The 13370-nt window shown below is 58.8% G+C and carries 11 protein-coding genes; all 11 read right to left on the bottom strand.

Going from position 1 to position 13370, the window contains the following annotated elements; genetic code table 11:
* Window positions 1–4: 4 nt before the first annotated feature.
* The 11 genes from nuoH to AP059_RS15095 all read right to left on the bottom strand — a co-directional run bounded on the left by nuoH (window position 5) and on the right by AP059_RS15095 (window position 13339).
* The gene (gene nuoH, locus AP059_RS15145) at window positions 5–1012 is read right to left on the bottom strand and encodes an NADH-quinone oxidoreductase subunit NuoH (protein ID WP_048365292.1); all 1008 of its coding nucleotides are present in this window, start codon (window positions 1010–1012) and stop codon (window positions 5–7) included.
* Window positions 1009–3723 (bottom strand): NADH-quinone oxidoreductase subunit NuoG, encoded by a 2715-nt coding sequence (gene nuoG / locus AP059_RS15140; RefSeq protein WP_059764194.1) that lies wholly within the window; start codon window positions 3721–3723, stop codon window positions 1009–1011. Before nuoG ends, nuoH begins: the two co-directional genes overlap by 4 nt.
* 132 nt (window positions 3724–3855) lie before the next feature.
* Window positions 3856–5211 (bottom strand): NADH-quinone oxidoreductase subunit NuoF, encoded by a 1356-nt coding sequence (gene nuoF / locus AP059_RS15135; RefSeq protein WP_048365294.1) that lies wholly within the window; start codon window positions 5209–5211, stop codon window positions 3856–3858.
* The gene (nuoE, locus tag AP059_RS15130; RefSeq protein ID WP_019412098.1) at window positions 5208–5705 is read right to left on the bottom strand and encodes an NADH-quinone oxidoreductase subunit NuoE; all 498 of its coding nucleotides are present in this window, start codon (window positions 5703–5705) and stop codon (window positions 5208–5210) included. Before nuoE ends, nuoF begins: the two co-directional genes overlap by 4 nt.
* A 2-nt stretch (window positions 5706–5707) precedes the next feature.
* On the bottom strand, window positions 5708–7492 hold the full coding sequence (gene nuoC, locus AP059_RS15125) for an NADH-quinone oxidoreductase subunit C/D (RefSeq protein WP_048365346.1): 1785 nt from the start codon (window positions 7490–7492) through the stop codon (window positions 5708–5710).
* 75 nt (window positions 7493–7567) lie between these two features.
* Window positions 7568–8242 (bottom strand): NuoB/complex I 20 kDa subunit family protein, encoded by a 675-nt coding sequence (locus AP059_RS15120; RefSeq protein WP_016780200.1) that lies wholly within the window; start codon window positions 8240–8242, stop codon window positions 7568–7570.
* A gap of 10 nt (window positions 8243–8252) precedes the next feature.
* Window positions 8253–8666, bottom strand: a complete 414-nt coding sequence (locus AP059_RS15115; RefSeq protein ID WP_003446990.1) for an NADH-quinone oxidoreductase subunit A — start codon at window positions 8664–8666, stop codon at window positions 8253–8255.
* Window positions 8667–9287: 621 nt separating this feature from the next.
* Entirely contained in the window at window positions 9288–10613 is a 1326-nt protein-coding gene (gene aceA / locus AP059_RS15110) for an isocitrate lyase (RefSeq protein ID WP_048365296.1), read from the bottom strand.
* A 245-nt stretch (window positions 10614–10858) separates the two neighbouring features.
* Window positions 10859–11587, bottom strand: a complete 729-nt coding sequence (locus tag AP059_RS15105) for a secretin N-terminal domain-containing protein (RefSeq protein ID WP_059764192.1) — start codon at window positions 11585–11587, stop codon at window positions 10859–10861.
* Between the two features lie 170 nt (window positions 11588–11757).
* Complete coding sequence (locus AP059_RS15100) at window positions 11758–12180, bottom strand: GNAT family N-acetyltransferase (RefSeq protein ID WP_059764190.1); 423 nt, start codon at window positions 12178–12180, stop codon at window positions 11758–11760.
* On the bottom strand, window positions 12173–13339 hold the full coding sequence (locus tag AP059_RS15095; RefSeq protein ID WP_048365299.1) for a ribosomal protein uL16 3-hydroxylase: 1167 nt from the start codon (window positions 13337–13339) through the stop codon (window positions 12173–12175). The genes AP059_RS15100 and AP059_RS15095 overlap by 8 nt, the downstream gene beginning before the upstream one ends.
* Window positions 13340–13370 lie beyond the last annotated feature (31 nt).

Here is a 13370-nt window from a genome sequence, read left to right as displayed (position 1 = left end):
ATCCTCACTGAACCGCGCCGGCAGGCGTGTTCAACAACACGACTGCGGCGGTCACCAGCAAATTGATCAGGGTCAGCGGCAGGCAGAACTTCCAGCTGAAGTCCATCACTTGGTCATACCGTGGGCGCGGAATAGAAGCGCGCAGCAGGATGAAGATCATGATGAAAAACGCGGTCTTCAGGGCGAACCAGATAAACGGAATCTGCGGCAGGATGCCGAAAGGCCCGTGCCAGCCACCGAAGAACAAAGTCACCAGCAACGCCGAGATCAACACGATCCCGATGTATTCACCGACGAAGAACATGCCCCATTTCATGCCGGCGTATTCGATGTGGTAACCATCGGCCAGTTCCTGCTCGGCTTCTGGCTGGTCGAAGGGGTGACGGTGAGTCACGGCCACGCCAGCGATGAAGAAGGTCAGGAAACCGAAGATCTGCGGAATGATGAACCACAGGTTCTGCGCTTGGTATTCAACAATGTCGCGCATGTTGAACGAGCCTACCTGCACCACGATGCCCATCAGCGCCAGGCCCATGAACACTTCGTAGGACACGGTCTGGGCCGAGGCACGCAAGGCGCCCAGCAGGGCGAACTTGTTGTTGCTCGACCAGCCGGCAAACAGCACCGCGTACACCGACAGACCGGCCATGGCGAAGAAGAACAGGATGCCGATGTTCAGATCCGCCACACCCCAGGTCGGGGTGATCGGGATGATCGCGAAGGCAATCAGCAAGGCGCTCATGGCCACTACCGGTGCCAGGGTGAAAATCACCTTGTCGGCAAACGGCGGCGTCCAGTCTTCCTTGAAGAACATCTTGATCATGTCGGCGGCGATCTGGAACGCGCCGAACGGGCCCACGCGGTTAGGACCGTAACGGTCTTGCCACAGGGCCAGCAGACGACGTTCAACCCAGCTGAGCAGCGCGCCGCACACGACGACCGCCAGCAGAATGACCACGGCTTTGACCACCGATATGATCGCGTCGATTACTTCAGGCGTGAACCAGGTCATTGGGCTGCCTCCTGCAAACCGTCAACGGTAAGGCCAAAGATCGCAGGCGGGATCCCGGCAAGCCCGGCAGGCAATGCCACCAGACCCGCACCCAGCTCTTCATTGATGCGCAGTGGCAGACGCAGGGTCACACCGGCAACGTTGAGGCTGAGCAGGGCGCCATCGTTGACACCCAGGCGGTCGGCTTCAGATTTGGCCAATGCAATGTACGCGGCCGGGATGCGTTCCTGAACAGGTGCGGCTTTGGACGAGTTTTCTTCGCTGCCCAGCAGGTGGAAGAACGGCACCACTTGCCAGCTGCCACGTGCCGGGTTGAAAGCGCCCGGAATGTTGGCGCACCAGTTCAGTGAATCACCTGTGCTTTCGATCAGGCGGGTGCCCGGGTCGCCTGCACGGATATGCCCACCGACTTCATCCTGGAACTTGTTCCACGCTTGTGGCGAGTTCCAGCCCGGCGACCAGGCGAACGGCACTTGCTGGCGCGGTTCGACGGAGCCTGAGTAACCTTCCATCGAGAACGCGAACGCGGTGTCCGGGTCTTGTGGGGTGCGCGGCTCGTGCACGCTGATGTTGGCGCGCATCGCGGTGCGGCCGCTATAACGCAGCGGTTCGCGGGCCAGTTTCATGCCCTTGATGCGGAATGCAGCGGACGGCGCTGCATCGACGATGCGGGCCAGTTCAGGTGTGCTGGCTGCCGTGGCTTGCGTGACGTGGTCGAGCAGGGTCCAGTCAACCGGCTTGTTCAGCAGGGTACTGCGCAGGGCATGCAACCAGCGCCAGCCTTCGTGGACCAAAATGTTGGCGTCCAGGTAAGTCGGGTCGAAGACCTGGAAGAAGCGCTGGGCGCGACCTTCCTGGCTGACCAGAGTGCCGTCGCCTTCAGCAAAGCTGGCCGCTGGCAGTACCAGATCGGCACGGTCGGTGGTGGCGGTCTTCTGGTGGTCGGCAACGATCACGACCTTGGCAGCGTCCAGTGCAGCATTGACTTTGACCGCGTCAACGCGGGTGAACAGATCGTTTTCCAGCACTACGATGGCGTCGGCGTTACCGTCGATCACCGCTTGCAGGGCGGCGTCTACCGAGTCGCCCCCCAGCATGGCCAGGCCGAGGCTGTTGGCTTCCGGCACGATCAAGCTGATGGAACCGGCCTTTTCACGCAGGTGCAAGGCTTTGGCGATGTTGCCTGCGGCTTCGATCAGGGCGTTGTTGCCCAGCGAAGTACCGGCAATGATCAGTGGGCGTTTGGCGGCGAGCAGGGCGTCGGCAATACGTTTGGCCAGCTCCAGCGCCTCAGCGTCCAGACCGGTAACGGCCGGTGCGCTGGCATCGATGGCATGAGCCACGGCAAAACCGATGCGCGCCAGATCGTCCGGTGCCGCATGGACGCACTCTTCAGCCACGTCATCGAGTTTGGTTTCAGCCAGGCTCGCGATAAACAGCGGGTTCAGCGCGTGCTGACCGATGTTCTTCACGGCGGCGTCGAGCCAAGGCTGAACGCGCATGGCATCGGCCATTTCTTCAGCTTTGCCCTTCACCGACTGACGGACCGACAGCGCCATACGGGCAGCGGTTTGCGTCAGGTCTTCGCCCAGTACGAACACGGCGTCGTGATCTTCGATCTCGCGCATGTTCGGAACAGGCAGCGGGCTGTCTTTCAATACTTGCAGCACCCGGCGAATGCGCGCCAGCTCACCGGCTTCGATGCCTGAGTAGAAGTGTTCGGCGCCGACCAGCTCGCGCAACGCGTAGTTGCTTTCGAGGCTGGCGCGTGGCGAGCCGATACCGACAATGTTGCGCCCGCGCAGCAGGTCAGCGGCTTTATCCAGCGCAGCGTCGAGGCTCAGCTTGGTGCCGTCGGCCAGGAGTGGCTGACGTGGACGGTCGGTACGGTTGACATAGCCATAGCCAAAGCGGCCACGGTCACACAGGAAGTACTGGTTGACCGAGCCGTTGAAGCGGTTTTCGATACGGCGCAATTCACCATAACGCTCGCCGGGGCTGATGTTGCAGCCGCTGGAGCAGCCGTGGCAGATGCTTGGCGCGAACTGCATGTCCCACTTGCGGTTGTAACGCTCGGAGTGGGTTTTGTCAGTGAACACGCCGGTCGGGCAGACTTCTGTGAGGTTGCCCGAGAACTCGCTTTCGAGCACACCGTCTTCAACGCGACCGAAGTACACGTTGTCGTGGGCGCCGAACACACCGAGGTCAGTACCGCCTGCGTAGTCTTTATAGAAGCGCACGCAGCGATAGCAGGCAATGCAGCGGTTCATTTCGTGGGAAATGAACGGGCCGAGTTCCTGGTTCTGGTGAGTGCGCTTGGTGAAGCGATAACGGCGCTCGTTATGGCCGGTCATCACGGTCATGTCTTGCAGGTGGCAGTGACCGCCTTCTTCGCACACAGGGCAGTCGTGCGGGTGGTTGGTCATCAGCCATTCGACGACGCTGGCGCGAAACACTTTCGCCTCTTCGTCTTCGATGGAAATCCAGCTTCCGTCAGTGGCCGGGGTCATGCAGGACATGACGATACGACCACGGGTGTCGTTTTCGTCGGTGTATTGCTTGACTGCACACTGGCGGCAGGCGCCAACACTGCCCAGGGCAGGGTGCCAGCAGAAATACGGAATATCGAGTCCTAGCGACAGACAGGCCTGTAACAGGTTGTCTGCCCCATCGACTTCGAGCTCTTTGCCGTCTACGTGGATAGTGGCCATGGTTCAAAGATCTTCGTTGGCCCGGTGTCAGCGGGCGTGGCTAATGGAATCTTGTTATGCGTTCGAAGCAACCCAGCCTTACGGCGTTATCGAACGATCAGAGGGCGGCACGGACCGCCCTCAGTCAGAGCGTTACGCGCCGATAACAATCGGGCGTGCCAGAGGCGGAACACCGGGGGTTGCTTGCGCAATACCGGCTTCAAACTCTGGACGGAAGTACTTGATCGCGCTGCCCAAAGGCTCCACGGCACCCGGTGCGTGTGCACAGAACGTCTTGCCAGGGCCGAGGAAACCGACCAGACCCAGCAGGGTCTCGATATCGCCGGGCTGACCTTCGCCGTGCTCGATTGCCATCAGCAGCTTGACGCTCCAGGGCAGACCATCACGGCAAGGGGTGCAGAACCCGCACGATTCGCGCGCAAAGAATTGTTCCATGTTGCGCAGCAAGGACACCATGTTGACGCTGTCGTCGACGGCCATCGCCAGACCGGTACCCATTCGGGTGCCGACTTTAGCAATACCACCGGCGTACATTTGTGCGTCCAGGTGTTCAGGCAGCAAAAAGCCCGTACCGGCGCCGCCTGGCTGCCAGCACTTGAGCTTGAAGCCGTCGCGCATGCCACCGGCGTAATCTTCGAACAGCTCGCGTGCAGTCACGCCGAACGGCAGTTCCCACAGGCCGGGGTTCTTCACTTTGCCGGAGAAGCCCATCAGCTTGGTGCCGTGGTCTTCGCTGCCTTCGCGGGCGAGGGATTTGTACCAGTCAACGCCGTTGCCGATGATGGCCGGTACGTTGCACAGGGTTTCAACGTTGTTCACGCAGGTCGGCTTGCCCCATACGCCCACAGCAGCCGGGAATGGCGGCTTGGAACGCGGGTTGGCGCGACGGCCTTCGAGGGAGTTGATCAGTGCGGTTTCTTCGCCGCAGATGTAACGCCCCGCGCCGGTGTGCACGAACAGTTCGAAGTCAAAACCCGACCCTAGAATGTTCTTGCCCAGCAGGCCTGCTGCTTTGGCTTCTTCGACGGCGCGGCGCAGGTGTACGGCGGCAGTGGTGTATTCGCCACGCAGGAAGATATAGCCGCGGTAGGTTTTCAGTGCACGGGCACTGATCAGCATGCCTTCGATCAGCAGATGGGGCAGTTGCTCCATCAGCATGCGGTCTTTCCAGGTGTTGGGCTCCATTTCATCGGCGTTACACAGCAGGTAACGGATGTTCATGGATTCGTCTTTAGGCATCAGGCCCCACTTCACGCCCGTGGGGAAGCCCGCACCGCCGCGACCTTTGAGGCCCGCGTCTTTCACGGTCTGGACGATGTCGTCCTGAGCCATGTCAGCGAAGGCTTTGCGCGCAGCGGCGTAGCCGTCTTTTGCCTGATATTCGTCGAGCCATACCGGCTCGCCGTCATCACGCAAACGCCAGGTCAGCGGGTGAGTTTCAGCCGAACGCTTGATCAGGTTGGCAGGGCCGAAAGAAGTCAGGCTCATGGGTAGCCCTCCAGCAACGTGGCGACGCCAGCAGGCTGCACGTCACCGAATGTGTCGTCGTCGATCATCAACGCCGGCGCCTTGTCGCAGTTGCCCAGGCAGCACACCGGCAGCAGCGTGAAGCGCCCGTCCGCAGTGGTCTGGCCCAGGCCGATGCCCAGCTTGTTCTGGATCTCGCCGACCACCGATTCGTGGCCGCCGATGTAGCAGACCATGCTGTCGCACACACGGATGATGTGGCGGCCCACCGGCTGGCGGAAGATCTGGCTGTAGAACGTGGCCACGCCTTCAACGTCGCTGGCCGGAATGCCCAGCAGTTCGCCAATGGCGTACACCGCGCCGTCCGGCACCCAGCCGCGCTCCTTCTGAACGATCTTCAGGGCTTCGATCGACGCTGCGCGTGGATCTTCGTAGTGATGCATCTCGTGCTCGATGGCCGAGCGCTCGGTTTCGCTCAGGGCGAAACGGTCTGTCTGGATAAGCGTGCTGTTCATGCTTAGCGGTCCACGTCGGCCATAACGAAATCGATACTACCCAGGTACGCAATCAAGTCCGCGACCATTTCACCTTTGATCACCGAAGGGATCTGTTGCAGGTGCGGGAAGCTTGGGGTGCGAATCCGGGTGCGGTAGCTCATGGTGCCGCCATCGCTCGTCAGGTAATAACTGTTGATGCCCTTGGTCGCTTCGATCATCTGGAAGGATTCGTTGGCCGGCATTACCGGACCCCACGAAACTTGCAGGAAGTGTGTGATCAAGGTCTCGATGTGCTGCAACGTGCGCTCTTTGGGCGGCGGCGTGGTCAGCGGGTGATCCGCCTTGTACGGGCCTGCTGGCATGTTGCGCATGCACTGCTCGATGATTTTCAGGCTCTGGCGCATTTCTTCGACACGCACGATGCAACGATCGTAGGCATCGCCATTGGCCGCCAGCGGGACTTCGAATTCGAAGTTTTCGTAGCCGGAGTACGGGCGCGCTTTACGCAGGTCGAAGTCGCAACCGGTCGAACGCAGGCCTGCACCGGTGACGCCCCATTCCAGGGCTTCTTTGGTGTTGTAGGCGGCAACGCCGATGGTGCGGCCACGCAGGATGCTGTTGTCCAGAGCGGCTTTTTGGTATTCGTCCAGACGCTTTGGCATCCAGTCGATGAACTCTTTGACCAGGCGTTCCCAGCCGTTTGGCAGGTCGTGGGCAACGCCGCCGATGCGGTACCAGGCCGGGTGCAGACGGAAACCGGTAATGGCTTCGATCACTTTGTAGGCGCGCTGACGGTCGGTGAAGGTGAAGAACACCGGGGTCATGGCGCCTACGTCCTGGATATAAGTCCCCAGGAACAGCAGGTGGCTGGTGATGCGGAAGAACTCGGCCATCATGATGCGGATGGTGTCGACCCGATCCGGCACCTTGATCCCGGCGAGTTTCTCGACCGAGAGCACGTACGGCAGGTTGTTCATCACGCCGCCGAGGTAGTCGATACGGTCGGTGTACGGGATGAAGCTGTGCCAGGACTGGCGCTCGGCCATTTTTTCGGCACCACGGTGGTGGTAGCCGACGTCAGGCACGCAGTCGACGATTTCTTCGCCGTCCAGTTGCAGGATGATGCGGAAGGCACCGTGAGCCGAAGGGTGGTTCGGGCCCAGGTTGAGGAACATGTAGTCCTCGTTTTCGCCGGAACGCTTCATGCCCCAATCTTCAGGACGGAAGCGCGCGGCTTCTTCTTCCAACTGCACTTTGGCCAGGGTCAGGCTGTATGGATCGAATTCTGTGGCGCGGGCCGGGAAGTCCTTGCGCAGCGGGTGACCTTCCCACGTCGGCGGCATCATGATGCGCGACAGGTGCGGGTGACCTTTGAAGTCGATACCGAACATGTCCCAGACTTCACGCTCGTACCAGTTGGCGTTCGGCCAGATGCTGGTGATGCTCGGCACGCTCAGGTCGGTTTCGGACAGCGCCACTTTGATCATCACGTCGCTGTTACGCTCCAGCGACATCAAGTGGTAGAAGACAGTGAAGTCTGCGCCTGATGGCAAGCCCTGACGCTTGGTACGCAGACGCTCGTCCACACCGTGCAGGTCATAGAGCATGACGTAAGGTTTTGGCAGGTTGCGCAAGAAGGTCAGGACTTCAACCAGTTTGGCGCGGGTAACCCAAAGCACCGGCATGCCGGTGCGCGTGGCCTGGGCGGTGAACGCCTCGGGGCCAAAACGGGTATTGAGTTCGACAACCACATCTTGGTCGTCAGCCTTGTAAGGCGGGATGTACAGAGCGGAGCCTGTAGTCATGGTTTTTTTATCGCTTTCGTTCAACGTAAAGAATGAAGCCAGTGTCTCGTTCTAATAAATAGACGCGGGGCTGGATCAGACTTCGTCGGGGCTGCGCAGGTTAGTGACCTGAATACGCTGTTCGCGGCGCTGTTCCTTTTGCGATGGCATCTCGGCGCGGTACACGCCTTGTTCGCCAACGACCCAGGAAAGTGGGCGACGCTCCTGGCCAATCGACTCTTGCAAGAGCATCAAGCCTTGCAGAAAAGCTTCAGGGCGGGGTGGGCAGCCGGGTACGTAAACGTCCACGGGCAGGAACTTGTCGACCCCTTGAACCACGGAGTAGATGTCGTACATGCCACCGGAGTTGGCGCACGAACCCATGGAAATAACCCATTTAGGTTCAAGCATTTGCTCGTAGAGACGCTGAATGATCGGCGCCATCTTGATGAAGCAGGTACCGGCAATCACCATGAAATCCGCCTGACGCGGCGATGCCCGGATCACTTCGGCGCCAAAGCGCGCGATGTCGTGGGGCGCCGTGAAGGCGGTGGTCATTTCCACGTAGCAGCACGACAGGCCGAAGTTGTACGGCCACAGGGAGTTTTTACGCCCCCAGTTGACCGTGCCGTTCAGCACGTCTTCAAGCTTGCCCATGAAAATGTTTTTGTGGACTTGATCTTCTAACGGATCGGCAACGGTTTCCCGTGTGCCGATCGGGTACTGCTCGTTAGGAGCGTCCGGGTCGATCCTGGTAAGTTCGTATTGCATCGCCAAAGCCTCATTGTTTCAGCTTGGCCTGTCGCTTACGACGAGCTTCTGGCGCCCAATCAAGAGCACCCACCCGAAATAGGTAGACAAGGCCTGCCAACAGAATTGCTATGAAAACGAGAGCTTCGACGAATCCGGTCCAGCCGCTTTCGCGTACAGACACAGACCAGGCAAAGAGAAAGAGGGCTTCGATATCGAAGATCACGAACAGCATCGCGACCAGATAGAATTTGGCTGAGAGCCGCAAGCGGGCGCCACCGGTAGGTAGCATGCCGGACTCGAACGGTTCGTTTTTGCTGCGGCCCCAGGCTTTTGACCCAAGGAGGCTGGAGACGCCAAGCATGAAGGCGCAAAGGCCGACAACGCCGAGAAGGAAAATGGCAAAGCCCCAGTTATGGGCTATGAGTCCTGTCGCTTCGGGCATGCTGGTAATCCTTAACAGAGAGCACGTGTCTCTGAACTCAAAAAGGTAATAAAGCAGTGACGATATGTCGCAGCGCAATTGATGGGCGCGATTTTATGGCTAAACACCCAGCAAGTAAATTTTCTAAGATGAATTAATTCAGTCCTTTAGTGGTATGGCTTCTCCTAAAGTCTGCGCAAGCCTCGTGGTCCGGGCATTACAGCGTATTTGAGTGATTATGTTTTGTTAGGTAAGTAATGAACAAAAGCGCTTCTAAATGATAATGAATATCGTTTAATGGCTGATTAATTGTTCCTATGCTTCGCTCGCCTTTGAAAGTTGGCTTATATAAGCATTCTTGGCAAGTTTTGAACTTGGCTTTCTACCCTGTTTTTGTATGGGGTTCATGGATCTGGGTCAGGGTTAGGGTTAGAAAATGTGCACGCGTGTAGTCGCGGCTGATGAAGGGATGCTGCGCTTGAGAGGCGCTATTTAAAAGCTCGCGGTGTCCGTACCTCGGCAGCGACTGCCAAGGCGTGTGAAATTCAGGCAAAAAAACGCCCCGAACCAGTCGGGGCGCTACGTTCAAGGCATTGCGATTGTTCTTTACAGGCTAGGCAATGGCCGTGGTTCCACGATCAATCAGTGGAACTGTTCTTCTTCGGTCGAGCCGGTCAGGGCGGTCACCGAGGACGAGCCACCTTGAATCACCGTGGTCATGTCGTCGAAGTAGCCAGTGCCCACTTCCTGCTGGTGTGCCACAAAGGTGTAGCCTTTGGCCGCGTCAGCAAATTCCTGCTCTTGCAGCTTCACGTAAGCCGTCATGTCGTTGCGGGCGTAGTCGTGCGCCAGGTTGAACATGCTGTGCCACATGTTGTGGATGCCTGCCAGGGTAATGAACTGATGCTTGTAGCCCATTGCCGACAGTTCGCGCTGGAACTTGGCGATGGTCGCGTCGTCCAGGTTCTTCTTCCAGTTGAAAGAAGGCGAGCAGTTGTACGACAGCAGTTGGTCCGGGTATTCCTTTTTGATCGCTTCGGCAAAACGACGCGCTTCTTCCAGGTCCGGCTTGGCAGTCTCACACCAGATCAGGTCGGCGTAAGGCGCATACGCCAAGCCGCGTGCAATCGCCTGGTCCAGCCCTGCACGCACTTTATAGAAACCTTCCTTGGTGCGCTCGCCAGTCACGAACGGTTGGTCGTACGGGTCGCAATCGGAGGTCAGCAGGTCAGCCGCGTTGGCGTCGGTGCGGGCCAGAATGATGGTCGGAGTACCTGCAACGTCAGCCGCCAGACGCGCTGCGGTCAGTTTTTGCACGGCTTCTTGAGTCGGTACCAGCACTTTGCCGCCCATGTGGCCGCATTTTTTCACTGAGGCAAGTTGGTCTTCGAAGTGAACGCCGGCGGCGCCTGCTTCGATCATGCTTTTCATCAGCTCGTAAGCGTTCAGCACGCCGCCAAAACCGGCTTCGGCATCCGCCACGATCGGTGCGAAGTAGTCGATGTAACCTTGGTCGCCCGGATTTTTACCGGCTTTCCACTGGATCTGGTCAGCACGACGGAATGAGTTGTTGATGCGCTTGACCACGGTTGGCACGGAGTCCACCGGGTACAGCGACTGGTCGGGGTACATGGATTCGGCAGAGTTGTTGTCTGCCGCCACTTGCCAGCCCGACAGGTAGATTGCCTGGATGCCGGCTTTAACCTGTTGTACCGCTTGGCCCCCGGTCAGGGCGCCCATGCAGTTGACGAAATCTTTCTCAGGACGGAAGGACGGGTGTGCGCCCTGTGTCACCAGTTTCCACAGCTTGTCAGCGCCCATTTTTGCAAAGGTGTGCTCGGGTTGAACCGAGCCGCGCAGGCGGACCACGTCAGCAGCGGAATAATCGCGAGTCACGCCTTTCCAGCGTGGGTTTTCGGCCCAGTCTTTCTCAAGGGCTGCAATTTGCTGTTCGCGTGTCAGTGCCATGGTGATAAACCTCGTCGCATAGGTCTGGGTTGAAAAAATCAGCTCCACCAAGCACACAGCAATATTGTTTGAGTGAGTGCGTGAATGGCGTCTCGCCTTTGATCCAGGGCCTTTGCAAGGCGCTGGATCGGCGGGAGCGGGGCCATCATGCCTCTGCTTTTTTGAGTCGTCAAACGTTTTGTAGTGACTTTTTTAATTCACTACATATTTTCTCGATTACGACTTGCCAGTCAGTTTTGGGCCTTTTAGTCGAGTGCGTCGACTTTGACCCGCAATGTCATGTCATCGCGGTTCTGAGTCGAGTACGTGCGGGTTGCGCCTTGTTGGTCGGCCTGACTCTGGCCATTGATGCCTGCCACCGTGATCCATTGCCCGAGTGGGCCGCTGACCTGTGTGTCGGTACTTTGCACGTTCACTACATCTGGTTGTGCCTGGCTCATGCGGTCGCGGTTGGTACTGATCGCCAAGTGTACCGTTTCACCTGTGACGCTTGCGGTGACATAAAACCCTTTGGTGACGTTGCGGTAACTGGTTTGCGCCGACAGGCGACCGTAGGCATCTGTCTGAGCGCTGGTGAGCGGTACGCTTTGGCCGGTCTGGATCAGTGCCGGTACGCCTTCGGTAGCTTGTATCTGCTGGACACCGCCGTCGCGGCTGGCGGTGCTATAGACCCGAGTGTTGCTGTCGGTGTCGGGGGAATTGTTGTCGCTGGTGTCAACGGTGATCAGCAGGCGCTTGGCAGGTGTGTCGAGGTCGGCCAGCAGGTCCTCCAAGCCCTGAATTTTCTGTGCGGGCGCTTCGACGATCAGTTGGTTGCCATACTGGGTGACTTTGCCTTCGGTGCCGATAAAGCTCTGCGCCACCGGCAGCAAGGCCTCACCCGTGCGATTTTGCAGGGAGATGACTTGGGTCTCGGCGAGGGCGTTGAAGCTGAGCATCAATAGCAGGCTGACGATGAGAGGGCGTAGGGACATGTCCGTTATCTCCGCAATGTGTAAAGGGTTATGACAGGAGTGTGCCAGTTTGTCGGCGCCAATGGGGCGAGGTTGAATGCCACCTAGCAAAACGCCCTGCGATCCGAAAATGGCAGGGCGTTTTGTAGGGTGTTGCAGTCGCTGGCGCAGGCTGCGACTAACGGCGGATATCAGGCACCGCGCACCATGTCGACGTGCGGGATTCCGGCTTCCAGAAACTCGTCACTGACGACCTTAAAGCCCAGTCGTTCATAGAAAGGCGTGGCATGCACTTGCGCGCTGAGCTTTTGCTCTTTAAGGCCACGCTTTTCGGCTTCAACGATGGTCGCCTGCATCAGCGCATCACCCACTTTCAAGCCGCGCCAGTCCTTCAAGACTGAGACGCGGCCGATATGGCCGTCTGGCAGTAGCCGGGCGGTACCAATCGGAAAGTCACCTTCGTAGGCCAGGAAATGCACGGCGCTACTGTCGTCCGAGTCCCACTCCAGCTCAGGCGGGACTTTTTGTTCGGCAATAAACACCGCCTCACGAATGCGTCGAAGTTCGGCGTTGTCCTTTTGCCAGTCGGCGACACGTACGTGAATGCTATTCATCGGCGAACCCCAGGCTTCCTTGTTTAACCAGCTCGCAGAGCAGGTTGCGTCCATCTTCATCGGCCAGCCATGCGCCGAGGTTGTCGCTGTGCAGCGCGTCGGCGGCACAAATCATTTTCAACAGATCACGCAGTTTGCCCGGCAGCAGGCGGCTTTGGCCGCTGGCGAACAACAGCAGGTCTTCATCGACTTCAGACCAGGCCAGGCGAGCGCTCGGGTTGCGGATCAGTACCGCACCTTGATCCAGGCTGCCCAGCAGGTCTTCTTCTTCGAGCTCGGGGCCGACCACGAGTTCCGGATATCGTGGCTCGGTCATGAATTGGCCGAACCAGGTCAACAGCATGCGCTCATCGCTCATGTGTTCTGCGAGCAGACCCTTGAGGCGGTCGAGCGCGTCGTGCTGGATTTGATGCGGGTCGCTGACCGGCTGAGCGTCGGCGTCGGTATAGCGCTCTTCGTCAGGCAGGTATTGGCTCAGGAAGTCGGTGAAGTGGGTGAGCACTTCAGCGGCGCTCGGGGCGCGGAAGCCTACCGAGTAGGTCAGACAGTCATCGACCGCAACGCCACAGTGGGCCAGGCGCGGCGGCAGGTACAGCATGTCGCCCGGCTCCAGGGTCCACTCATCGGTGGCCTGGAAGTCGGCCAGAATGCGCAGGTCGGCATGCTCCAGCAACGGGCTTTCGGAGTCGCACATCTGGCCGATCTGCCAGTGACGCTTACCGGCGCCTTGCAGCAGGAACACGTCGTAGTTGTCGAAGTGCGGGCCAACGCTGCCGCCAGGTGCGGCATAGCTGATCATCACGTCGTCAATGCGCCAGCTCGGCAGGAAGCGGAAGTTTTCCAGCAGCTCGCCGACTTCTGGCACGAACTGATCGACGGCTTGAACCAGCAAAGTCCATTCACGCTCTGGCAATTTGCCAAACTCGTCCTCGGCAAAAGGGCCACGGCGCAGTTCCCATGGGCGTTCGCCGTGCTCAATCACCAGTCGCGATTCGACTTCCTCTTCAAGCGCCAGACCGGCCAGTTCGTCGGCATCGATCGGGCTTTCAAAGTCAGGAATGGCCTGACGGATCAGCAGCGGTTTCTTCTGCCAGTAGTCGCGCAGGAATTCGCGTGCAGTGATGCCGCCCAGAAGTTGAAGAGGAATATCAGGATTCATGTGTAACCTATTGAAAAATTGCGCTTTGTAT

Origin of the sequence: Pseudomonas sp. TAA207 (assembly GCF_001529285.1) — a bacterium.
Lineage (GTDB): Bacteria > Pseudomonadota > Gammaproteobacteria > Pseudomonadales > Pseudomonadaceae > Aquipseudomonas > Aquipseudomonas weihenstephanensis.
Note: the sequence above shows the minus strand (reverse complement) of the source record. Positions and strands in the feature narration are given on the sequence as shown.